The organism is Variovorax sp. RCC_210 (assembly GCF_041355175.1).
Lineage (GTDB): Bacteria > Pseudomonadota > Gammaproteobacteria > Burkholderiales > Burkholderiaceae_C > Variovorax.
Genome location: NZ_JBFUPJ010000010.1, coordinates 128,229 through 149,830 on the forward strand (window position 1 = coordinate 128,229; position 21,602 = coordinate 149,830).

The following is a 21,602-nucleotide window of genomic DNA, read 5'->3' on the forward strand; positions in this document are numbered from 1 at the left end:
GCGGGCACCCAGCCCGCCCAGGCCCTTCAGCCCTTCTTCTGCGGCGGCAGGTCCGTGCAGGTGCCGTGCGCCACTTCCGCCGCCATGCCGATGCTTTCGCCCAGCGTCGGGTGTGGGTGGATCGTCTTGCCGATGTCGATCTCGTCCGCGCCCATCTCGATGGCCAGGGCAATCTCGCCGATCATGTCGCCCGCGTGCGTGCCCACGATGCCGCCGCCCAGGATACGGTGCGTTTCCGCGTCGAACAGCAGCTTGGTGAAACCTTCGTCCCGGCCGTTGGCAATGGCGCGGCCCGAGGCCGTCCAGGGGAAGTGCCCCTTCTTGACCTTGATGCCTTCGGCCTTCGCCTGGTCTTCCGTCAGGCCGACCCACGCCACCTCGGGGTCGGTGTAGGCCACGCTGGGGATCACGCGGGCGTTGAAGGCGGCGCTGGAAAGCTCCTTGTCGCCCTTCTGCTCGCCGGCGATCACTTCGGCGGCCACGTGCGCCTCGTGCACCGCCTTGTGCGCCAGCATGGGCTGGCCCACGATGTCGCCGATGGCGAAGATGTGCGGCACGTTGGTGCGCATCTGGATGTCGACCGGAATGAAGCCGCGGTCGCTCACGGCAACGCCGGCCTTCTCGGCGCCGATCTTCTTGCCGTTGGGGCTGCGGCCCACGGCCTGCAGCACCAGGTCGTACACCTGCGGCTCCTTGGGCGCGTTCTCGCCCTCGAAGGTCACCTTGATGCCCTCCTTCGTGGCTTCGGCGCCCACCGTCTTGGTCTTCAACATGATGTTGTCGAAGCGCGGCGCATTCATCTTCTGCCAGACCTTCACCAGGTCGCGGTCGGCGCCCTGCATCAGGCCGTCGAGCATCTCGACCACATCGAGGCGTGCGCCCAGCGTGGAATACACGGTGCCCATTTCCAGCCCGATGATGCCGCCGCCCAGGACGAGCATGCGCTTGGGGTCGGTGCCCATCTCGAGCGCGCCGGTGGAATCGACCACGCGCGGGTCCTTCGGCATGAACGGCAGGCTCACCGACTGCGAACCCGCCGCGATGATCGCGTTGCGGAACTTCACCGTCTGCTTGCTGCCGGTGGTGTCCCAGCTGGTGCCGGAGGTTTCTTCCACTTCCAGGTGGTACGGATCGATGAAGTTGCCCACGCCGCGCAGTACCGTCACCTTGCGCATCTTGGCCATGGCGGTGAGGCCGCCGGTGAGCTTGCCCACCACCTTGTTCTTGTGGCCGAGCAGCTTGGCGCGGTCGACCGTGGGAGCGGCAAAGCTCACGCCCAGGTCGGCGAAGTGCTTCACCTCGTCCATGACGGACGCCACGTGCAGCAGCGCCTTCGAGGGGATGCAGCCGACGTTCAGGCACACGCCGCCCAGGGTGGCGTAGCGCTCGATCAGCACGACCTTCAGGCCCAGGTCGGCCGCGCGGAAGGCGGCCGAGTAGCCGCCGGGGCCGGCGCCGAGCACGACCACGTCGCATTCGACGTCGACCTTGCCGCCGTAGCTGGAGGCCGCGGGTGCGGCGACCGGTGCCGGCGCAGGAGCGGCGGCTTTCGGTGCGGGCGAGGCCGCGGCTGGGGCAGGCGCCGATGCGGCGGGCGCAGGCGCAGGTGCGGCCGCGGCGGCGCCGTCGGCGTCCAGCGTCAGCACGACCGAGCCTTGCTTGACCTTGTCGCCCACCTTCACGGCAATGGCTTTCACCACGCCGCCGGCGGACGACGGGATTTCCATCGAGGCCTTGTCCGATTCGACCGTGATCAGCGACTGCTCGGCCTTGACCGTGTCTCCGACATTGACCAGCACCTCGATCACCGCGACTTCGTCGAAGTCGCCGATGTCGGGCACCTTGATTTGTTGTTCGCTCATTTGGACACTTTCAGTTTGAGTGTGAGAACGTCGACCGGGGGGGCCGAATTGCGATCGAATTCGCAGGCGGCGGCAATGCCGGCTTCCGCCACGTCGCGCGCGGTGCGCGACTTGATGTCATAGGCCGCGTGCATGGCGCCGAGCGCAAAGCTGCGTCCCGAGCCGATGGCCCAGAACTCCTTGAACTCGAACACCTCGCGGTAGCTGTAGATGCCGTAGATGCCGCTGCGGTTGGCCATCAGCATCGTGAACTGGCTGGACTCGTAGGGCTCGTGCTCGTCTTCCTTGGTCTGCATGAAGAACGACTCTTTCAGCACCGGGTGCAGCAGCGTGAAGGTGCGAAAGATCTCGTGCTTGCTGCCGAACAGCAGCTGCTCGCGCGGTTGCGCGGCCAGCGCATGCTGCAGCACCAGGAAGTGCGCGGCGGCGCCGGCCACGGCGAACAGGCTCTGGCCCGCCGCGTCCTCGACGCTGAAGATCTTCTGGTTCGCCTCGGCGCGGTGCGAAAGCCGCGTGTCGCCGAAGGTCACCAGAGAATCCGCCGCCATCGTGACCTGGCCGCCCTTGCGGACGGCCACTACCGTGGTCATAGCAGGATTCGACGGTAGTCCGCGAGCACTTGCCCCAGGTAGGCGTTGAAGCGCGCAGCCAGGGCGCCGTCGATCACGCGGTGGTCGTACGACAGCGACATCGGCAGCGTCAGGCGCGGCACGAACTGCTTGCCGTCCCACACCGGCTTCATCTGGCCCTTGGAGAGGCCGAGGATGGCCACTTCGGGGGCGTTGATGATGGGCGTGAAGTGCGTGCCGCCGATGCCGCCGAGCGAGCTGATCGAGAAGCAGCCGCCCTGCATGTCGCCCGAGCCGAGCTTGCCGTCGCGCGCCTTCTTGGCGAGCTCGCCCATCTCCTGGCTGATCTGCAGGATGCCCTTCTTGTCGGCATCCTTCAGCACCGGCACCACCAGGCCATTGGGCGTGTCCGCCGCGAAGCCGATGTTGTAGTACTGCTTGTAGACGAGCTGGTCGCCGTCCAGGCTGGTGTTGAACTCGGGGAATTTCTTCAGCGCCGAGACCACCGCCTTGATCACGAAGGCCAGCATGGTGACCTTCACGCCCGACTTCTCGTTCTCCTTGTTGGTGGAGACACGGAAGGCCTCGAGCTCGGTGATGTCGGCTTCGTCGTTGTTGGTGACGTGCGGAATCATCACCCAGTTGCGGTGCAGGTTGGCGCCGCTGAGCTTCTTGATGCGCGACAGGTCCTTGCGCTCGACCGTGCCGAACTTGGCGAAGTCGACCTTGGGCCACGGAATGAGGCCCAGCGCCGCGCCGTCGCCACCGCCGGCCGGCGCCTTGGCCGCGGAGGCCTTGGTGCTCGCCTGGCCGCTCATCACGGCCTTGGTGAAGTTCTGGATGTCGTCCTGCGTGATGCGGCCCTTGGGACCCGAGCCCTTGACCTCGTCGAGCGGCACGCCGAGTTCGCGGGCGAACTTGCGCACCGAGGGCGAGGCGTGCGGCAGGCTGCCGCTGGGGGCGCTCGTGGGGTTGTGCGGGGCGGCGGCGGCCGGTGCCGGTGCCGTCGAAGCGGCAGCTGCTGCCGGCGCCGGGGCGCTGGCGGTTGCCGTGGCCGGTGCAGCAGCGGCCTGCGCCGCCGGAGCAGGCGCAGGTGCCGCGCTGGCGGCCGAGCCTTCGAGCACCGCGATCAGGTCGCCGATGTTGACGGTGTCGCCGACCTTGACCTTGAGCTCCTTGAGCACGCCGGCGGCCGACGACGGGATTTCCATCGACGCCTTGTCCGACTCCACCGTGATGAGCGACTGCTCGGCCTTGACCGTGTCGCCCACCTTCACCAGCAGCTCGACGACCGCGACGTCCTTGAAGTCGCCGATGTCAGGCACCTTGACCTCGACCGGGCCCGACGCCGCGGGTGCCGCAGCCGCAGGGGCAGGCGCCGCCGCGGGCGCTGGCGCACTTGCCGCCGGGGCGGGTGCCGCGGCTGCGGGAGCTGCAGCCGCGGCGGCCTCCTCGGCCTCGAGCAGGAGGACCACCGAGCCCTCCTTCACCTTGCCGCCGACCTCGACTTTGATTTCCTTCACGACACCGGCGGTCGACGACGGGATCTCCATCGACGCCTTGTCCGATTCGACCGTGATGAGCGACTGTTCGGCCTTGACCGTGTCGCCCACCTTCACGAGCACCTCGATCACCGCGACTTCATCGAAATCGCCGATGTCCGGCACCTTTACTTCCACTGCTGCCATATCGTTGTCTCCCGCCGTAAGGCGCCGTTCGTTCGTTGGTTGTTGATGTTCAAGCGTAGAGCGGGTTGACCTTGTCGACATTGATGCCGTACTTCTTGATCGCTTCCACCACCTTGGCCACCGGCACGGTGCCGTCTTCGCTCAGCGCCTTCAGCGCGGCCACCACGATGTAGTGGCGGTTGATTTCGAAGTGCTCGCGCAGCTTGTTGCGGAAATCGCTGCGCCCGAAGCCGTCGGTGCCCAGCACCTTGTAGGTGCGGCCCTTGGGGATGAAGGGGCGGATCTGCTCGGCGTAGGCCTTCATGTAGTCGGTCGATGCCACCACCGGGCCGCTCGAGGGTGCGAGCTGCTCGGCCACGAAGGGCACGCGCGGGGTCTGGTCGGGGTGCAGCAGGTTCCAGCGGTCGGCGTCCTGGCCGTCGCGGGTGAGCTCGTTGAAGCTCGGGCAGCTCCACACGGAAGCCGACACGCCCCAGTCCTTTTCCAGCAGCTCCTGCGCGGCGAAGCTCTCGCGAAGGATGGTGCCGCTGCCCAGCAGCTGCACGGTCGGTGCGTCCTTGGCGCCCTTGGCCGCCTTCACCACCGGGCCCTGCTTGGTCAGGTACATGCCCTTGATGATCTGCTCTTCGGTGCCGGGCTGAAGGCCGGGCATCGCGTAGTTCTCGTTGAGCAGCGTGAGGTAGTAGTACACGTTGTCCTGCTTCTCGACCATGCGCTTCAGGCCGTGGTGCAGGATGACGCCCACTTCGTGCGCGAAGGTGGGGTCGTAGCTCACGCAGTTCGGGATGGTGTTGGCCAGGATGTGGCTGTGGCCGTCTTCGTGCTGCAGGCCTTCGCCGTTGAGCGTGGTGCGCCCCGAGGTGCCGCCCAGCAGGAAGCCGCGGGCCTGCATGTCGCCGGCGGCCCAGGCCAGGTCGCCGATGCGCTGGAAGCCGAACATCGAGTAGTACACGTAGAACGGCACCATGATGCGGTTGTTCGTGCTGTACGAGGTGGCCGCCGCGATCCAGCTGGACATGCCGCCGGCCTCGTTGATGCCCTCTTGCAGGATCTGGCCGGCCTTGTCTTCCTTGTAGTACATGACCTGGTCCTTGTCGACCGGGGTGTACTGCTGACCGTGCGGGTTGTAGATGCCGATCTGGCGGAACAGGCCTTCCATGCCGAAGGTGCGGGCCTCGTCCACCAGGATGGGCACCACGCGCGGGCCCAGGGCCTTGTCGCGCAGCAGCTGCGTGAGGAAGCGCACGTAGGCTTGCGTGGTCGAGATTTCGCGGCCTTCGGCCGTGGGCTCCATCACCGACTTGAAGGTTTCCAGCGAAGGAACCGTGAAGCTCTCCTCGGCCTTGGTGCGGCGGTGCGGCAGGTAGCCGCCGAGGGCCTTGCGGCGCTCGTGCAGGTACTTCATTTCCGGGGTGTCGTCGGCCGGCTTGTAGAACGGCAGCTCGGCGATCTGGCTGTCCGGAATCGGGATGTTGAAGCGGTCGCGGAAGGTCATGATGTCGTCGTCGCTGAGCTTCTTCGTCTGGTGGACGTTGTTCTTGCCCTCGCCGATCTTGCCCATGCCGAAGCCCTTGACGGTCTTCACGAGCAGCACCGTGGGCTGGCCCTGGTGGTTCTGCGCGGCGTGGAAGGCGGCGTACACCTTCTGCGAATCGTGGCCGCCGCGCTGCAGCGCCCAGACCTCGTCGTCGCTCAGGTGCTCGACCATCTTCAGCGTGCGCGGGTCGCGGCCGAAGAAGTTCTTGCGCACGTAGGCGCCGTCGTTGGCCTTGAACGACTGGTAGTCGCCGTCGTTGCACTCCATCATGATCTTGCGCAGCGCGCCGTCATGGTCCTTCTCGAGCAGGGCGTCCCAGCCCTTGCCCCAGATGAGCTTGATGACGTTCCAGTTGGCGCCGCGGAACTCGCCTTCGAGCTCCTGGATGATCTTGCCGTTGCCGCGCACCGGGCCGTCCAGGCGCTGCAGGTTGCAGTTGATGACGAAGATCAGGTTGTCGAGGTTCTCGCGCGCCGCCAGGCCGATGGCGCCCAGCGATTCGACCTCGTCCATCTCGCCGTCGCCGCAGAAAACCCAGACCTTGCGGTTCTCGGTGTTGGCGATGCCGCGGGCATGCAGGTACTTGAGAAAGCGGGCCTGGTAGATGGCCATCAGCGGGCCCAGGCCCATCGAGACCGTGGGGAACTGCCAGAACTCGGGCATCAGCTTGGGATGCGGGTAGCTCGACAGGCCCTTGCCGTCGACTTCCTGGCGGAAGTTCAGCAGTTGCTCTTCGGAAAGGCGGCCTTCCAGGTAGGCGCGGGCATAGATGCCGGGCGACACGTGGCCCTGGATGTACAGCAGGTCGCCGCCGTGGTTCTCGCTCTCGGCGCGCCAGAAGTGGTTGAAGCCGGCGCCGAACATGCTGGCCAGCGAGGCGAAGGAGCCGATGTGGCCGCCCAGGTCGCCGCCTTCGGCGGGGTGGTGGCGGTTGGCCTTGACCACCATGGCCATGGCGTTCCAGCGCATGTAGGCGCGCAGGCGCTGTTCGATCTCGAGGTTGCCGGGGCTGCGGGCTTCAACACCGGGTTCGATGGTGTTGACATAGCCCGTGTTGGCCGAGAACGGCATGTCGACGCTGTTCTGGCGGGCATGCTCGAGCAGCTGCTCGAGAAGGAAGTGAGCCCGCTCGGGGCCCTCGCTCTGGATGACGGAGGACAGTGCATCCATCCATTCACGGGTCTCCTGGGCGTCCGCGTCATTCGCGGCCGAGCCGAACAGGTTCTCGGGATTTGCCGACATGCTTGTCTCTCCTTTTAGGGCTGTGGCGGTAATTTAGTGCGCTAAGCGCTCAGCGCGGCGGAGTTTCTCATAGAAACATCGAGATTTCAAATAGTGCGCACTCGTTTCTTAATGTGATATTTTGATGACTTTTCGCGTCTCAGGGGCAACCCTGCCAAGGGCGCTGCCGCTGCTGCTTTCCCGTCGTTTGCAGGGGACGTTCACCTAAACTCGGGCCATGCCTTTCTCCTCCCCGCTGGCGGTTGCCCGCAGTGCCGTGAACGCGTCACCCCTGTCCTGGTGGCGCAAATGGTGGCGCCGGCAAACGCCGGTGCTGCAGGACGCCGTCGCCATGCTCGCGCCGATGGCGGCCGTGCTTCTTTTTCTCGCCGCCATCGTCTCCGCCTTCTGGTACCTGCGCACCGAGGAGGTCGAGCGCGAGCAGGAGTCGGTGCGCCGCGACGTCGAGTACGCGCAGCAGCGCATGCGCCTGCGGCTGCTGGAACGCCAGGAGCAGCTGATGCGCATTGCGCGCGACGCCTCCAACCGCGAGATCGACCCGGTCGAGTTCACCAGCCGCGCCGAGTCGCTGGTCAGCCAGTTCCCTGAGCTCCAGACCATCACCTGGATCGACGACCGCCGGCGCTTCAAGGCCGGCTACGCGGCGCCCAGCGTGCACCCGGCGCAGCAGCATCTCATCGGCGACGTGCTGCGCCCAGGAGACATCGAAAGCAACTACGCGCTGGCGCGTGAACTGCGCCAGCCGGTGTATTCGCAGCCCGTGGCCGGCGGCGACCCGGCGGCCATGCTGCAGCTGCACATTCCGCTCTTCGACCAGGGCCTGTTCGCGGGCGTGGTGCTGGGCGAGTTCTCGGTCGATGGACTGCTGCGCTACGGCATGCCCTCGGAGGTGCAGGCGCGCTACGCGGTATCGCTGCTCGACGCCAAGGGCCACGTCATCGCCGGCAACACCACCAACCTGAAGGACAGCGGCACCCGCCTGCTGCCCTGGACCGAGCGCACCAACGAATACGAGGTGCCGGTGTCTCCCGTCGGCAATGCGCTGGTGCTGCGCGCCCAGGCCTACCGCACCTCGCAGGGCGTGGTCGGCAACGGCCTGTTCTGGCTGGTGTGCGCACTGAGCGTGCTCACCAGCTGGATGCTGATCGGCACCTGGCGCCATACGCGCCGCCGCCTGCAGGCCCAGCAGCGGCTGGTGGCCGAGACCAACTTCCGCCGCGCGATGGAAAACTCCATGCTCACCGGCATGCGCGTGCTCGACCTGCAAGGCCGCATCACCTATGTGAACGCCGCGTTCTGCGCCATGACGGGCTGGAGCGAGGAAGAACTGGTCGGCCAGTCGCCGCCTTTCCCCTACTGGCTCGAGTCCGACCGCGAAGTGATGAACGAGCGGCTCGAAGAAGAGCTGCACGGCCGCGCCCTGCCCGGCGGCTTCCAGGTGCGCGTGAAGCGCAAGAACGGCAGCGTGTTCAACGCGCGGCTGTACGTGTCGCCGCTGATCGACGCGCGCGGCCACCAGACCGGCTGGATGACGTCGATGACCGACATCACCGAGCCCACGCGCATTCGCGAGCAGCTCTCCGCTTCGTACGAGCGCTTCACCACCGTGCTGGAGGCGCTGGACGCCGCCGTGTCGGTGGCGCCCATCGGCAGCGAGGAGCTGCTGTTCGCCAACAAGCTGTACCGCCTGTGGTTCGGCTCGGACACGGTGGGCCACCTGGGCATGGTGGCGCAGGCCGGCGTGCCGGCATCGAACGCGCACGACGAAGGGCTGGACGACGTCGACCCGTACGCGGGCCTGCCCATCGACACGCTCACCGCCGCGCAGGCGGCCAACAACGAGATCTTCGTGCCGCACCTGGGCAAGTGGCTCGAAGTGCGCTCCCGCTACCTGACGTGGGTCGACGGCCGGCTGGCGCAGCTGGTGATCGCCACCGACATCACGCCGCGCCGCGACGCCGAGGAACAGGCCGCCGCCCAGGCCGACAAGGCGCAGTCGGCCAGCCGCCTCATCACCATGGGCGAAATGGCCTCCAGCGTGGCGCACGAGCTCAACCAGCCGCTGACCGCCATCACCAACTACTGCAACGGGATGATGTCGCGCATCAAGGGCCAGACGATCGACACCGAGGCGTTGCTGGCCGCGCTGGAGAAAACCTCGAAGCAGGCGCAGCGCGCGGGGCAGATCATTCAGCGCATCCGCTCCTTCGTGAAGCGCAGCGAGCCCAATCGCACCCCGGCCGACGTGGCCACCATGGTGAGCGAGGCGGTCGAGCTGGCCGGCATCGAGCTGCGCCGGCGCAACGTGCGGCTGAACCACTACGTGGCCGCGCGGCTGCCGGTGGTGCGCGTCGACCCGATCCTGATCGAGCAGGTGATGGTCAATTTGCTGAAGAACGCGGCCGAGTCCATCGACATTGCCGACCGGCCGCTGGCGCGCCGCAGCGTCGAGCTGCGGGTGCTGCCCAAGGTCATCGAGGGGCACAACGCCATCGAGTTTTCGGTGCAGGACACCGGCAAGGGCCTGGCCCCCGAAGTGATGGACCGGCTCTACGAAGCATTCTTCTCCACCAAGCCCGAGGGCATGGGCATCGGGCTGAACCTGTGCCGCACCATCGTAGAGTCGCACCGCGGCCGGATGCAGGCGGAGAACATCTACAATGGTCCGGATGTGATCGGATGCCGTTTTTCCTTCTGGATTCCGGTGTTGGACGCTATCAGTTCCGTAGCTAGCGACGAGACAAAGGTACCTGCATGAGTTTGATTCCGAAGAAGGGCACGGTCTATGTCGTCGATGACGACGAAGCCGTACGCGATTCGCTGCAATGGCTGCTCGAAGGCAAGGACTACAGAGTCCGCTGTTTCGATTCCGCCGAATCCTTTCTCTCCCGATACGACCCGCGCGAAGTCGCGTGTCTCATCGTCGACATCCGCATGGCCGGCATGACCGGCCTCGAATTGCAGGATCGTCTGATCGAGCGGCGCTCCCCGCTGCCCATCGTGGTCATCACCGGCCACGGCGATGTGCCCATGGCGGTCGACAGCATGAAGAAGGGCGCGATGGATTTCATCCAGAAGCCTTTCAACGACGAAGAACTCGTCACGCTGGTCGAGCGCATGCTCGAACACGCGCGCGGCGCCTTCACGCAGCACCAGCAGTCGGCCAGCCGCGACGCGCTGCTGTCCAAGCTCACGGGCCGCGAGGCGCAGGTGCTCGAACGCATCGTCGCCGGCCGGCTGAACAAGCAGATTGCCGACGACCTCGGCATCAGCATCAAGACGGTCGAGGCGCACCGCGCCAACATCATGGAAAAGCTCAACGCCAACACCGTGGCCGATCTGCTGAAGATCGCACTGGGGCAGGCGGCACCCGCAGCCAAGGCCTAGAAGCTATCCACGCGATAGCAATGGATGTCCACCACGCCTGCGCAAGCGGGCGTTTTTACTTGGAAAATCGAAACCGATGACCGCCCAACTGATCGACGGCAACGCCCTCGCCAAAACCATTCGCGCCGAAGTCGCCGGCCGCACCGCCGCGCTCAAGGCCAAGGGCGTGAACCCGGCCCTTTCCATCATCCTCGTGGGCGAAGACCCGGCCAGCCAGGTCTACACGAAGCACAAGGTCAACGACAGCGCCCAGACCGGCCTGGAGGCCACGCTTGAGACCTACCCCGCGGACATGAGCGAAGCCGACCTGCTGGCCCGCATTCGCGCGCTCAACGACGACCCGAAGGTGCACGGCATCCTGGTGCAGCTCCCGCTGCCCAAGCACATGGACAGCCAGAAGGTCATCGAGACCATCTCGCCCGCGAAAGACGTCGACGGCTTCCACGTGGCCAGCGCCGGCGCGCTGATGACCGGCGCCCCCGGCTTCTGGCCCTGCACCCCGCACGGCTGCATGAAGATGCTCGAATCGATCGGCTACGACCTGCGCGGCAAGCACGCGGTGGTCATCGGCCGCAGCAACATCGTCGGCAAGCCGATGGCGATGATGCTGCTGGCCAAGAGCGCCACCGTCACCATCTGCCACAGCGCCACGCAAGACCTGGGCGCCATCACGCGCCAGGCCGACGTCATCGTCGCCGCCGTCGGCAAGCGCAACCTGCTCACCGCCGACATGGTGAAGCCCGGCGCGGTCGTGATCGACGTGGGCATGAACCGCAAGGACGACGGCAAGCTGGCCGGCGACGTCGATTTCGACGGCGTGAAGGAAGTGGCCGGCTGGATCACGCCGGTGCCCGGCGGCGTCGGCCCCATGACGCGCGCCATGCTGCTCGCCAACACCCTTGAAGCGGCCGAACGCGCCGCCAAGTAACTTTCATGGCCATGACGAACAACCCCCTCCTCGACTTCACCGACCTCCCGCTGTTCGATCGCATCAAGCCCGAGCACGTCGCGCCCGCCGTCGACGCGCTGCTGGCCGATGCGGAAACCGCGCTGCAGACCGTGACCGCCCCCGAATTCCCGGCGGACTGGAATGCCATTTCGAAGGTGCTCGACGTGGCCTCCGAACGCTTCAGCCGTGCCTGGGGCGCCGTCGGCCACCTGAACGCCGTGGCGGACACGCCCGAGCTGCGCGCCGCCTACAACGAAGCGATGCCGCGCGTCACCGCCTTCTGGACCCGCCTGGGCTCCGACGAGCGCCTCTACGCCAAGTACAAGGCCATCGACGTGGCCACGCTCAACGCCGAGCAGCGCCAGGCGCATCGCAATGCGGTGCGCAACTTCGTGCTGGGCGGCGCCGAACTGCAAGGCGACGCCAAGAAGCGCTTCGCCGACATCCAGGAGCGCCAGGCCGAGCTGAGCCAGAAGTTCAGCGAGAACGCACTCGACGCGACCGACGCTTTCGCCTACTACGCCGCCTTCGGCGAACTCGACGGCGTGCCCGAGGACGTGGTGAGCGCGGCGCGCTCGGCCGCGGAAACCGAGGGCAAGGACGGCTACAAGCTCACGTTGAAGATGCCCTGCTACCTGCCCGTGATGCAGTTCGCCAAGAGCAGCGCGCTGCGCGAAAAGCTGTACCGCGCCTACGTCACGCGCGCCAGCGAATTCGGCGACACGGCCTTCGACAACACCGCGCTGATCACCGAGATCCTCGCGCTGCGCGAAGAAGAAGCCAGGCTGCTGGGCTACAACAATTTCGGCGAGCTGTCGGTCGTGCCGAAAATGGCCGAATCGCCCGAGCAGGTCGTCAAGTTCCTGGGCGACCTGGCCATCAAGGCCAAGCCCTACGGCGAGCGCGACCTGGCCGACCTGCGCGTCTTCGCTTCCGAGCAGCTGAGCATCACCGACCCGCAGCCCTGGGACTGGAGCTACATCGGCGAAAAGCTCAAGGAAGCGCGCTACGCCTTCAGCGAGCAGGAGGTAAAGCAGTACTTCCCCGCGCCCAAGGTCATGGCCGGCCTGTTCAAGATCGTCGAGACGCTGTTCGAAGTGGCGATCCGCCGCGACAGCGCGCCCACCTGGCACCCGAGCGTCGAGTTCTATCGCATCGAGCGCCAGACACCTCAGGGTGTCCAGAAGGTCGGCCAGTTCTACCTCGACCCCTCCGCCCGCGCCGCCAAGCGCGGCGGCGCCTGGATGGACGACGTGCGTGCCCGCTGGCTGCGCCCCGACAACGGCGTGCTGCAGACGCCCATCGCGCAACTGGTGTGCAACTTTGCCAGCGGCGTCGACGGCAAGCCGCCGCTGCTCACGCACGACGACGTGACCACCCTCTTCCACGAGTTCGGCCACGGCCTGCACCACATGCTCACGCAGGTGAACGAGCGCGATGTCTCCGGCATTAGCGGCGTCGAGTGGGACGCGGTCGAGCTGCCGAGCCAGTTCATGGAAAACTTCTGCTGGGAGTGGGACGTACTCAAGCACATGACCGCCCATGTCGACACCGGCGAGCCGCTGCCGCGCGCGCTGTTCGACAAGATGACGGCCGCCAAGAACTTCCAGAGCGGGCTGCAAACGCTGCGCCAGATCGAGTTCTCGCTGTTCGACATGCTGCTGCACACCGAGTACCACGCGGCCGACGCGAAGCCGGGCGACGTGATGGCGCTGCTGGGCAAGGTGCGCGCCGAAGTGGCGGTGATGCCGTCGCCCCCGTTCAGCCGCACGCCGAACACCTTCAGCCACATCTTCTCGGGCGGCTACGCGGCCGGCTACTACAGCTACAAGTGGGCCGAGGTGCTGAGCGCCGACGCCTACGCGGCCTTCGAGGAAACCGTGGGCGCCGACGGCGAGCCGAACATCGAGACCGGCCGCAAGTACCGCCAGGCCATCCTGGAAGCCGGCGGCAGCCGCAGCGCGATGGACTCGTTCAAGGCCTTCCGCGGCCGCGAGCCGCAGCTTGATGCGCTGCTGCGACACCAGGGCATGGCGCAGGCCCAGCCCGCTTGATGCGGCGCTGAAGCTTGCGATACTCGGGCGATGCATTCGATTTACAAATTCTCACTGCATCGCCTGAGCGGCTTCGCCCCTGTCCTGGTCATGGCACTGGCGGCCGCGGGCGCCATGGCGCAGCCGGTCTATCGCCAGGTGGACAAGAACGGCAAGGTCACCTTCTCCGACCGCGCCCCCACCGCCAGCACCGAGCCCGGCTCGGGCGCGCAAGGCGGCCCGAGCTCGCCAGCCAACGCCGGTCTCCCGTACGAGATCCGGCAGGTGGTCCAGCGCTACCCCGTGCTGCTCTATACCGGTGAAGACTGCTCGCCCTGCGGCACCGCCCGTACGCTGCTCGTGACGCGCGGCGTTCCCTTCGACGAACGCACCGTCAAGAGCAACGAAGACATCGAGGCGCTGCAGCGTCTGAGCGGCCAGGGTTCAGTGCCGCTGCTGACCATCGGTTCGCAGCAGCTCAAGGGCTTCTCGGACGCCGAGTGGTCGCAGTACTTGGACGCGGCCGGTTATCCGAAGAGCAACAGCCTGCCCGCTGGCTACCGCAACGGGCTTGCGCGTCCGCTGGTCGCACAGCAGGCGGCGCCCGCGCCACGCGCCCCCGCAACGCCGGCCACGCAGTCCGTGCCACCCGCCCCATCGAGCGAGCCCAGCCCGAGCAACCCGGCGGGCATCAAGTTCTGAAAACGGCCGCGCCCGCGACCGCATGAACTCAGGCAACCACTCAGGCGACCACTCAGTCGAACTTCAGCGTCTTCACGCCAGCCGAGGTACCCAGCAGGCACACGTCGGCCTTCTGGTGCGCGAAGACGCCGACCGTCACCACGCCAGGCCACTGGCTCACCTCGGATTCGAAAGCCAGCGGCTCGGCAATGCGCAGGCCCGTCACGTCGACGATGTGCTGGCCGTTGTCGGTCACCAGTGGCAGACCGTCTTTCTCGCGCACCTGGGCAATGCCGCCCAGCGCGGCAAACTGCCGCATCACGCGGCGCGCGGCCATCGGAATCACCTCGACCGGCAGCGGAAAGGCGCCCAGCGTTTCGACCAGCTTGGACGCATCGGCGATGCAGATGAACTTGCGCGACTGGGCCGCCACGATCTTCTCGCGCGTGAGCGCGGCGCCGCCGCCTTTCACCATGAAGCCGCGGTGATCGATCTCGTCGGCACCGTCGATGTACACGGCCAGCTCTTCGACCTCGTTGCTGTCGAACACCGGAATGCCCAGCGCGCGCAGGCGCTCGGTGGAGGCCACCGAGCTGGAGACGGCGCCCCTGATCTCGTCCTTGATGGTGGCCAGCGCGTCGATGAACTTGTTCACGGTCGAGCCGGTGCCCACGCCGACGATCTCGCCCTTGACCACATAGGCCAGCGCGGCATGGCCGACCTGGGCCTTGAGTTCGTCCTGGGACAGCGGAGACAGTGGGTTGGAGGGGGTTGGGGAGGCGGATGCGGTCATCGCGGAGAATCCTTGGCTCATAGAAGTCCAGAATTATCCGATGCCCCTGCTGATGCCCTCCTCGCTCTACGGCCTCGCCCGCCCGTTCCTGTTCGGTTTCGACCCCGAGCACGCCCATGAAATCACGCTGGACGGGCTGGCGCGCACACAAAACACGCCGCTGGCCTGCGCCTACTCGTCACCGCGCGTGAGCGACCCGGTCCAGCTCGCCGGTCTGACCTTTCCCAACCGCGTGGGCCTGGCCGCCGGGCTCGACAAGAACGCCCGCTGCATCGACGCCTTTGCCGCGATGGGCTTCGGCTTCGTCGAGGTCGGCACGGTCACGCCGAAGGCCCAGCCCGGCAACGCGAAGCCGCGCATGTTCCGGCTGCCGCAGCGCGACGCGCTCATCAACCGCCTCGGCTTCAACAACGACGGGCTCGACGCCTTCCTGGCCAATGTGCAGAAGGCACGTTTTCGCAAGGCCGGCGGCACCGCGAAGCCGCCGATGCTGCTGGGCCTGAACATCGGCAAGAACGCCGCCACGCCGATCGAACGCGCGACGGACGACTACCTCGCCTGCCTCGACGGCGTGTACCCGCATGCCGACTACGTGACGATCAACATCTCCAGCCCCAACACCGCCAACCTGCGCTCGCTGCAGAGCGACGAAGCGCTCGACGCGCTGCTCGGCGCGGTGGCCGAACGGCGCGAAGCGCTGGCCGCGCGCCACAACAAGCGCTCGCCGCTGTTCGTGAAAATCGCACCCGACCTGGACGAAGCGCAGGTCGCGGTCATCGCGGCTACGCTGAAACGCCACGGCATGGACGGCGTGGTCGCCACCAACACCACGCTGGCGCGCGATGCGGTGAAGGGCCTGCCCCATGCGGAGGAAGCCGGCGGCCTATCGGGCGCGCCGGTGCGCGAGTCGAGCAACCGCGTAATTTCTCAGCTGCGCGCGGCGCTGGGTGCAGGGTTTCCGATCATCGGAGTGGGCGGCATCCTGAGCGCGGCCGATGCCAAGGCCAAGATCGCCGCGGGCGCGGACGTGGTGCAGGTCTACACCGGGCTGATCTACCGCGGACCGGGGTTGGTCCGCGAAGCCGCCCAGGCGCTGCTGCGCGATCGCAGCAAGGCCTGAGCCTTTTCCGGCTTTTTCTTCAGCGCATGCGCCAGAGAATGGGCGCAATGAACGCGGCCAGGCGCAGCAGGCGCTTCGGCCGGATCACCACGACGGCGGCTGCCGCCACGACGCCTGCAGCCACCGGGTGGGCGCGGGCCATGCGCAGCGCAGCAGCGCCAGCCGATTCGTTGGGCGGAGGCGCTTCGGCCTCGCCCGAACCACCCATGCCGTCAGCACTGGCCGGCTGAGTCTCGCGGCCGCCTTGCAGGGTCGCAATGCGCTGGCGCTGTCGCTCCATGCGCGCGAGCAGTTCCTCGCGCGTGGCGGGGCGCGGCGGACGCGGCGCCTCGTCGTCCTGGTCCGGATCCTTGCCAAGGCCGAACTGGTCCTGCACCCAGGTCCAGTCACGACCGAACTCGTCGCGTGCCGGCACGAAGCTGTTGGAAGCGTTGCGCAGCGTGAGCAGCAAGCCGACGGCAGCCGCCAGCCACAGCACCACCCACACGCCCGCCACGGACCATGCGGCCGTGATGCGGTAAGGCGTTTCCCAGAAATGAACCACCACCGCCACGGACAGCAAGGCCACCGTGACCGTGGTCAGCCCCAGCACGGCCACCACGAGCAGGGGCATCAGCTTCAGGCGCTGCTTCTCGTCCTCCCAGGCCATGCGCAGCAACTGCACCCGGTCTTCGGCCGCCAGGGCGCCTTCGGCCGCGGCGATGCGCAACCGGCGGATGCGGGCATCCAGCCCGAACAGGGACAGCAGCCTCATCGGCCGGCTCCCGCGGTGTTCGGGTGAACGATGCTGCAGTGTGTGTTCAGGTCAGCGGCGGCCAAGCAGCAGACCCACCAGCACGCCGACGGCCAGGGCGGCACCGGCGATCTGCCACGGTTCGTCGTGGGCGTAGGCGTTGGCGGAATTGGCCGCTTCGCGGGCCTTCTTGGCGGCCAGCTTGCTTTTCTCGGCCGCGAGTTCGCGTGCGATGGCCAGCTTGGTGTCGATGCGCTGGCGCAGCGCCTTGATGTGGGGAACCGAATCCAGGTCCTTGCTGGCCAGCACGCCGCGCACGTCGCTTGCGATGTCTTCGGCTGCTGCTTCAAGATTTTGGGATGCACTCATTGGAATCTTTCCTCCGTGATGACACCGGCACCGCGCCGGCGGCTTCACGCCAGCATATGGCGTGCTGTCATGTTACAGGCTCAAAAGACCCTCATGCACGACGAAGTGCAGAGTTTGAGAGGCCACGCGTCACGCGCGCGCCAGCAGGTCCGAGACGTGGCGCGCAATGGCCAGGCTGCTCGTGAGCCCTGGCGACTCGATGCCGAACAGATTGACCAGGCCCGGCACGCCATGTGAGGCGGGTCCGTCGATCATGAAGTCAGCCGCCGGCTCGCCCGGGCCGGAAATCTTGGGGCGCATGCCTGCGTAGCCTGGAATCAGCGCGCCGTCCGGCAGCGCGGGCCAGTACTTGCGCACCTCGGCGTAGAAGCCGTCGCCACGCGCCGGGTCCACGACGAGGTCGTTGGCGGATTCGACCCATTGCACGTCAGGGCCGAACTTGGCCTGGTCGCCTAGGTCGATCGTCAAGTGCACGCCCAGGCCGCCGGGCTCGGGCACCGGGTAGACGAGGCGGCTGAACGGCGCCCGTCCCGACAGGGTGAAGTAGTTGCCCTTGGCGAAGTACTCTTTGGGCACCGCTGCGGAAGGCAAGCCCTCGAAGCGACGCGCCAGCGCGGGCGCTCCCAAGCCCGCCGCGTTCACCACGCTGCGGCAGCGCAGCGCCGTGCCGTCTTCGGCGATCAAGACGATCCCGTTGCCTCCGCATTCAGCGCGCGTGATGGGCGATTTCAACGCGAGCATGCCGCCCGCATTCTCGAGATCGCCGAGCAGGCTCAGCATGAGCACGTGGCTGTCGACGATGCCCGTGCTGGGCGAATGAAGCGCCGCCACGCACCGCAATTGCGGCTCCATGGCGACCGCCTGCTCCGCAGTCAACAACTCCAGGTCATCGACACCATTGGCTGCAGCCTTTGTTCGAATGACTTCGAGTTGGGCCGCCTGTTCCGGCGACGTGGCGACGATGAGCTTGCCGCACCGCCGATGCGGCAAGCCGCGCTCCGCCGCGTAGGCGTAGAGCAGTTGCTTGCCCTCGACGCAGAGCTTCGCCTTGAGCGAACCTTGCGGGTAGTAGATGCCCGCGTGAATCACTTCGCTGTTGCGCGAACTTGTCCCAGTGCCGATGGCACCTTCCGATTCGAGCACCAGCACCTCCCGGCCCGCGAGCGCCAAAGCACGCGCGACAGCCAAGCCCACCACTCCGGCGCCGATGACGGCGCAATCGATTTCATCCATCGCGCGAGCTTAGCGCGGCTCGCTGCGCTCAGTCACTCAGGACACGCTGGGTGGCGGCTCGGGGTCGGTGGGTTCGTCGGGTGCGGTGTTCGGGCCCTCGTCGGGCTCGACGGGCAAGTCTGGTGTGACGGGGGTCGGAAGATCGGGATGGGTGGCCATGGTCTTGCTCCTTTTGCAGCTTCGGTTCTAGACCCCAGCGGCGACCGGTGCGCCATCTCTTGGCGCCATTTGCCGTCGGCGAGAGCCGACAGATCCGTCACGACGAAATGAGCAAACTCAAAACCAGACGGGCAAGAAAAAAGCGACTTGGAAGTCCAAGTCGCTTTTTCTGTTTGGTGGGCGGTGGAGGTTTCGAACCTCCGACCCCAGCAGTGTGAATGCTGTGCTCTACCCCTGAGCTAACCGCCCTGAGACACTGCTTTTGAGTTCAGTGTCTTGAACACGTATCGCGTTGTGCGAAGCCTCAGATTATGCCACAGCTTTTTCGCTGTTTTGACGAAACAGCGTGCGACCACCACTAGATTTATCAAGTTGCGTCAAAACAGCTTCGTGCGCGGCCAGCTCCTGCTCACCCGCAACGATCACCGGCAGCTCGAACTGGCTCAGGTCGACGGCCACGATGGTCGTCCCCTGCGCCGGCTCGTTCGAAGCCACGTCGATCAGCAGCGCATCCTGTCCGCGCGTGAGGTTGATGTACACGTCGGCCAGCAACTGCGCATCGAGCTTGGCGCCGTGGAAGGTGCGGTTCGAACGGTCGACACCGAAGCGATCGCACAGCGCGTCCAGCGAATTGCGCTTGCCCGGGTACACCAGCTTGGCCATGGCCAGCGTGTCGGTCACTTCGCTGACGAAGGTGCGCAGCGGCGGCAGGCCTGCCCGTTCGAACTCCTTGTTGAGAAAGCCGACGTCGAAGGCCGCGTTGTGAATGATCAACTCGGCGCCGCGCAGGTACTCGATGATGTCGTTGCCCAGCGTCGCGAACTTCGGCTTGTCGCGCAGAAAGTCGGTGGTCAGCCCGTGGACCTTCAGCGCGTCTTCATGGCTCTCGCGCTCGGGGTTGAAATAGATGTGCAGGTCGTTGCCGGTGAGCTTGCGGTTGAACAGCTCCACGCAGCCGAGCTCGATGACGCGATCGCCGTTCTCCGCGGAGAGGCCGGTGGTTTCGGTATCGAGAACGATGAGTCTGGACATCAGTGGTTTTCCTTGGCGTGGTTGATCGAGTACTTCGGAATCTCGATGGTCACATTCTCCTGCGCCAGGATCGATTGGCAACTCAGGCGCGACTGCGGCTCCAGGCCCCAGGCGCGGTCGAGCAGGTCTTCCTCGCCCTCTTCCGCTTCGTTGAGCGAATTGAAGCCCTCGCGCACGATGACGTGGCACGTGGTGCAGGCGCAGCTCATCTCGCACGCATGCTCGATGTTGATGTGGTTGTCGAGCAGCGCCTCGCAGATCGAGGTGCCGGCGGGCGCGGTAATTTCGGCGCCCTGCGGGCAGTACTCGGGATGCGGGTAGATCTTGATCGTGGGCATGTTGTTGTTCTAGAGAGATTCGACCTTGCGACCGGCGAGCGCGCGCGCAATGCCCGCGTTCATGCGCTGGGCGGCAAAGGCCTCGGTGTCGTCGGCAAGCTTCTTGGTGGCGGCCTCGATGGCGGCGGCTTCGTTGCTGGCCTTGGCGGCTTCGCGCAGTTGCGCCATCGATGCATCGATGACGCTGCGCTCCTCGTCGTTCAGCAGGTCACCATCGGCGTCGAGCGCGCTCTGCGTGGCGAGCAGCATGCGGTCGGCGTCCACGCGCGCCTCGACCAACGCGCGGGCCTTCATGTCTTGCTGCGCGGTGGAGAAGCTCTCCTGCAGCATGGTCGCGATCTGGTCGTCCGACAGGCCGTACGACGGCTTGACCGCCACGCTTGCCTCGACGCCGCTGCCCTGCTCCTTCGCGCTCACGCTCAGCAGGCCGTCGGCGTCGACGGTGAAGGTGACGCGAATGCGCGCGGCACCGGCCGCCATCGGCGGAATGCCGCGCAGCGTGAAGCGCGCGAGGCTGCGGCAGTCGGACACGAGGTCGCGCTCACCTTGCACCACATGCAGCGCCAGCGCGGTCTGGCCGTCCTTGTAGGTCGTGAAGTCCTGCGCCATCGCGGTGGGGATGGTCTGGTTGCGCGGCACGATGCGTTCGACCAGCCCGCCCATGGTCTCGATGCCGAGCGACAACGGAATCACGTCGAGCAGCAGCAGTTCGCCCGCACCGTTGTTGCCGGCCAGCTGGTTCGCCTGGATGGCCGCGCCGAGCGCCACGACTTCGTCGGGATTCAGGTTGACGAGCGGTTCGCGACCGAAGAACTCGGCCACCGCACTGCGCACCTGCGGCATGCGTGTCGAGCCGCCGACGAGCACGATGCCCTGCAGGTCTTCAGGCTTCAGCTTGGCATCGCGCAGTGCCTTGCGCACGGCCGCGATGGTGCGGTCGGTGAGCGGCTTGGTGGCGGCATAGAACTGCTCGCGGGCCAGATCGCAGCTGACGGGTTCACCCGCGACGTTTGCGCTGAACACGGTCGATGCTGCTTCGGTCAGCGCTTCCTTGGCCGCACGCGCGGCGACCAGCAACGCGGCCTTGTCGGCGTCGCTGCCGGCCTGCAGGCCCTTTTGCTCGCGCACGAAGTCGGCCAGCGCGTGGTCGTAGTCGTCACCGCCCAGCGCCGAGTCGCCGCCGGTCGCAATCACCTCGAACACGCCCTGCGTGAGCCGCAGGATCGAGATGTCGAAGGTGCCGCCGCCGAGGTCGTAGACCGCGTAGACGCCTTCGCTGGCATTGTCCAGGCCGTAGGCGATGGCCGCGGCCGTGGGTTCGCTGATCAGGCGCAGCACGTTGAGGCCGGCAAGCTGCGCGGCGTCCTTGGTCGCCTGGCGCTGGCCCTCGTCGAAGTACGCGGGCACGGTGATGACGGCACCATAGAGCTCGTCGTCGTCGAAGGTGTCTTGCGCGCGGTAGCGCAGCGTGGCCAGGATCTCGGCGCTGATCTCGACCGGCGACTTCTCGCCTGCCAGCGTGTGCACCTGCACCATGCCACCGTCGCTGCTGCCGATGCGGTACGACATGGCGTCGCGGTTCGCAATGTCGGCCAGGCCGCGGCCCATGAGCCGCTTCACCGAAGTGATGGTGTTCGCCGGGTCCTGCGCGCGCGCGGCCAGGGCGTCGAAGCCGATCTGGCGGCGGTCACCCTCGAGGTAGCGCACGGCCGAAGGCAGCAGCACGCGGCCCTGGTCGTCGGGCAGGCACTCGGCCACGCCATTGCGCACCGAGGCCACCAGCGAATGCGTGGTGCCAAGGTCGATGCCCACGGCAATGCGGCGCTGATGCGGGTCGGGCGCCTGGCCGGGTTCGGAAATCTGAAGAAGAGCCATGC

The 21,602-nt window shown here is 66.6% G+C and carries 18 protein-coding genes and 1 tRNA gene; 6 read left to right on the forward strand and 13 right to left on the reverse strand.

All coding sequences use genetic code 11. The features are described 5' to 3' along the window. Nucleotides 1-26 precede the first annotated feature (26 nt). The 4 genes from lpdA to aceE are packed head-to-tail and all read right to left on the reverse strand — an operon-like array spanning nt 27 to nt 6,898. Nucleotides 27-1,862, reverse strand: a complete 1,836-nt coding sequence (gene lpdA / locus AB6807_RS25405) for a dihydrolipoyl dehydrogenase (protein ID WP_371086713.1) — start codon at nt 1,860-1,862, stop codon at nt 27-29. Further along, a complete protein-coding gene (locus AB6807_RS25410) occupies nt 1,859-2,452 on the reverse strand; it encodes an MFS transporter (RefSeq protein WP_116907270.1) in 594 nt (197 codons plus the stop codon). The genes lpdA and AB6807_RS25410 overlap by 4 nt, the downstream gene beginning before the upstream one ends. Continuing rightward, complete coding sequence (gene aceF / locus AB6807_RS25415) at nt 2,449-4,119, reverse strand: dihydrolipoyllysine-residue acetyltransferase (protein ID WP_371086714.1); 1,671 nt, start codon at nt 4,117-4,119, stop codon at nt 2,449-2,451. The genes AB6807_RS25410 and aceF overlap by 4 nt, the downstream gene beginning before the upstream one ends. Nucleotides 4,120-4,168: 49 nt before the next feature. Further along, nucleotides 4,169-6,898 carry a pyruvate dehydrogenase (acetyl-transferring), homodimeric type gene (aceE, locus tag AB6807_RS25420; protein WP_371086715.1) on the reverse strand — a complete coding sequence of 910 codons (2,730 nt, stop codon included), beginning with the start codon at nt 6,896-6,898 and terminating at the stop codon, nt 4,169-4,171. A gap of 217 nt (nt 6,899-7,115) precedes the next feature. Here aceE and AB6807_RS25425 point away from each other — a divergent pair, with 217 nt between their 5' ends. The 5 genes from AB6807_RS25425 to AB6807_RS25445 all read left to right on the forward strand — a co-directional run bounded on the left by AB6807_RS25425 (nt 7,116) and on the right by AB6807_RS25445 (nt 13,969). Next, nucleotides 7,116-9,656 (forward strand): PAS domain S-box protein, encoded by a 2,541-nt coding sequence (locus tag AB6807_RS25425; protein WP_371086716.1) that lies wholly within the window; start codon nt 7,116-7,118, stop codon nt 9,654-9,656. Next, complete coding sequence (locus AB6807_RS25430; protein WP_012747279.1) at nt 9,653-10,285, forward strand: response regulator transcription factor; 633 nt, start codon at nt 9,653-9,655, stop codon at nt 10,283-10,285. The genes AB6807_RS25425 and AB6807_RS25430 overlap by 4 nt, the downstream gene beginning before the upstream one ends. 76 nt (nt 10,286-10,361) lie before the next feature. Beyond that, entirely contained in the window at nt 10,362-11,213 is an 852-nt protein-coding gene (gene folD / locus AB6807_RS25435) for a bifunctional methylenetetrahydrofolate dehydrogenase/methenyltetrahydrofolate cyclohydrolase FolD (RefSeq protein WP_371086717.1), read from the forward strand. A 5-nt stretch (nt 11,214-11,218) separates the two neighbouring features. After that, the gene (locus AB6807_RS25440) at nt 11,219-13,288 is read left to right on the forward strand and encodes a M3 family metallopeptidase (protein ID WP_371086718.1); all 2,070 of its coding nucleotides are present in this window, start codon (nt 11,219-11,221) and stop codon (nt 13,286-13,288) included. Nucleotides 13,289-13,378: 90 nt separating this feature from the next. Next, entirely contained in the window at nt 13,379-13,969 is a 591-nt protein-coding gene (locus tag AB6807_RS25445) for a glutaredoxin family protein (protein ID WP_371086719.1), read from the forward strand. A 52-nt stretch (nt 13,970-14,021) separates the two neighbouring features. Here AB6807_RS25445 and rpiA read toward each other — a convergent pair whose 3' ends face one another. Beyond that, entirely contained in the window at nt 14,022-14,741 is a 720-nt protein-coding gene (gene rpiA / locus AB6807_RS25450) for a ribose-5-phosphate isomerase RpiA (protein ID WP_116907263.1), read from the reverse strand. A 40-nt stretch (nt 14,742-14,781) separates the two neighbouring features. On the opposite strand from rpiA, the gene AB6807_RS25455 reads away from it, so the two are divergent. Further along, nucleotides 14,782-15,861, forward strand: a complete 1,080-nt coding sequence (locus AB6807_RS25455; protein WP_371086720.1) for a quinone-dependent dihydroorotate dehydrogenase — start codon at nt 14,782-14,784, stop codon at nt 15,859-15,861. 19 nt (nt 15,862-15,880) lie between these two features. Here the strand turns inward: AB6807_RS25455 and AB6807_RS25460 are convergent, their stop codons facing one another. The 8 genes from AB6807_RS25460 to hscA form a co-directional block, all read right to left on the reverse strand. After that, a complete protein-coding gene (locus AB6807_RS25460) occupies nt 15,881-16,615 on the reverse strand; it encodes a phage holin family protein (protein ID WP_371086721.1) in 735 nt (244 codons plus the stop codon). Between the two features lie 51 nt (nt 16,616-16,666). Next, nucleotides 16,667-16,963: a DUF883 family protein gene (locus AB6807_RS25465; protein ID WP_007828200.1), complete on the reverse strand. Its 297-nt coding sequence runs from the start codon at nt 16,961-16,963 to the stop codon at nt 16,667-16,669. A 129-nt stretch (nt 16,964-17,092) separates the two neighbouring features. Beyond that, nucleotides 17,093-18,196 (reverse strand): NAD(P)/FAD-dependent oxidoreductase, encoded by a 1,104-nt coding sequence (locus AB6807_RS25470; protein WP_371086722.1) that lies wholly within the window; start codon nt 18,194-18,196, stop codon nt 17,093-17,095. Between the two features lie 36 nt (nt 18,197-18,232). Further along, entirely contained in the window at nt 18,233-18,355 is a 123-nt protein-coding gene (locus AB6807_RS25475; protein WP_116907259.1) for a stereocilin, read from the reverse strand. 174 nt (nt 18,356-18,529) lie between these two features. Continuing rightward, a tRNA-Val gene (locus tag AB6807_RS25480) sits at nt 18,530-18,604 on the reverse strand. A 60-nt stretch (nt 18,605-18,664) separates the two neighbouring features. Continuing rightward, nucleotides 18,665-19,387: a DNA polymerase III subunit epsilon gene (dnaQ, locus tag AB6807_RS25485; protein ID WP_371086723.1), complete on the reverse strand. Its 723-nt coding sequence runs from the start codon at nt 19,385-19,387 to the stop codon at nt 18,665-18,667. Further along, nucleotides 19,387-19,725, reverse strand: coding sequence for an ISC system 2Fe-2S type ferredoxin (gene fdx, locus AB6807_RS25490; protein WP_013542153.1), 339 nt, complete (start codon nt 19,723-19,725; stop codon nt 19,387-19,389). The genes dnaQ and fdx overlap by 1 nt, the downstream gene beginning before the upstream one ends. A gap of 9 nt (nt 19,726-19,734) precedes the next feature. Beyond that, nucleotides 19,735-21,600 (reverse strand): Fe-S protein assembly chaperone HscA, encoded by a 1,866-nt coding sequence (hscA, locus tag AB6807_RS25495; RefSeq protein ID WP_371086724.1) that lies wholly within the window; start codon nt 21,598-21,600, stop codon nt 19,735-19,737. Nucleotides 21,601-21,602: the final 2 nt, after the last annotated feature.

What these genes read in the sequence shown, in the direction of transcription:
- lpdA (WP_371086713.1), bottom strand. Translation starts at nt 1,862, where the DNA reads ATGAGCGAACAACAAATCAAGGTGCCCGACATCGGCGACTTCGACGAA.
- AB6807_RS25410 (WP_116907270.1), bottom strand. Translation starts at nt 2,452, where the DNA reads ATGACCACGGTAGTGGCCGTCCGCAAGGGCGGCCAGGTCACGATGGCG.
- aceF (WP_371086714.1), bottom strand. Translation starts at nt 4,119, where the DNA reads ATGGCAGCAGTGGAAGTAAAGGTGCCGGACATCGGCGATTTCGATGAA.
- aceE (WP_371086715.1), bottom strand. Translation starts at nt 6,898, where the DNA reads ATGTCGGCAAATCCCGAGAACCTGTTCGGCTCGGCCGCGAATGACGCG.
- AB6807_RS25425 (WP_371086716.1), top strand. Translation starts at nt 7,116, where the DNA reads ATGCCTTTCTCCTCCCCGCTGGCGGTTGCCCGCAGTGCCGTGAACGCG.
- AB6807_RS25430 (WP_012747279.1), top strand. Translation starts at nt 9,653, where the DNA reads ATGAGTTTGATTCCGAAGAAGGGCACGGTCTATGTCGTCGATGACGAC.
- folD (WP_371086717.1), top strand. Translation starts at nt 10,362, where the DNA reads ATGACCGCCCAACTGATCGACGGCAACGCCCTCGCCAAAACCATTCGC.
- AB6807_RS25440 (WP_371086718.1), top strand. Translation starts at nt 11,219, where the DNA reads ATGGCCATGACGAACAACCCCCTCCTCGACTTCACCGACCTCCCGCTG.
- AB6807_RS25445 (WP_371086719.1), top strand. Translation starts at nt 13,379, where the DNA reads ATGGCACTGGCGGCCGCGGGCGCCATGGCGCAGCCGGTCTATCGCCAG.
- rpiA (WP_116907263.1), bottom strand. Translation starts at nt 14,741, where the DNA reads ATGACCGCATCCGCCTCCCCAACCCCCTCCAACCCACTGTCTCCGCTG.
- AB6807_RS25455 (WP_371086720.1), top strand. Translation starts at nt 14,782, where the DNA reads ATGCCCCTGCTGATGCCCTCCTCGCTCTACGGCCTCGCCCGCCCGTTC.
- AB6807_RS25460 (WP_371086721.1), bottom strand. Translation starts at nt 16,615, where the DNA reads ATGAGGCTGCTGTCCCTGTTCGGGCTGGATGCCCGCATCCGCCGGTTG.
- AB6807_RS25465 (WP_007828200.1), bottom strand. Translation starts at nt 16,963, where the DNA reads ATGAGTGCATCCCAAAATCTTGAAGCAGCAGCCGAAGACATCGCAAGC.
- AB6807_RS25470 (WP_371086722.1), bottom strand. Translation starts at nt 18,196, where the DNA reads ATGGATGAAATCGATTGCGCCGTCATCGGCGCCGGAGTGGTGGGCTTG.
- AB6807_RS25475 (WP_116907259.1), bottom strand. Translation starts at nt 18,355, where the DNA reads ATGGCCACCCATCCCGATCTTCCGACCCCCGTCACACCAGACTTGCCC.
- dnaQ (WP_371086723.1), bottom strand. Translation starts at nt 19,387, where the DNA reads ATGTCCAGACTCATCGTTCTCGATACCGAAACCACCGGCCTCTCCGCG.
- fdx (WP_013542153.1), bottom strand. Translation starts at nt 19,725, where the DNA reads ATGCCCACGATCAAGATCTACCCGCATCCCGAGTACTGCCCGCAGGGC.
- hscA (WP_371086724.1), bottom strand. Translation starts at nt 21,600, where the DNA reads ATGGCTCTTCTTCAGATTTCCGAACCCGGCCAGGCGCCCGACCCGCAT.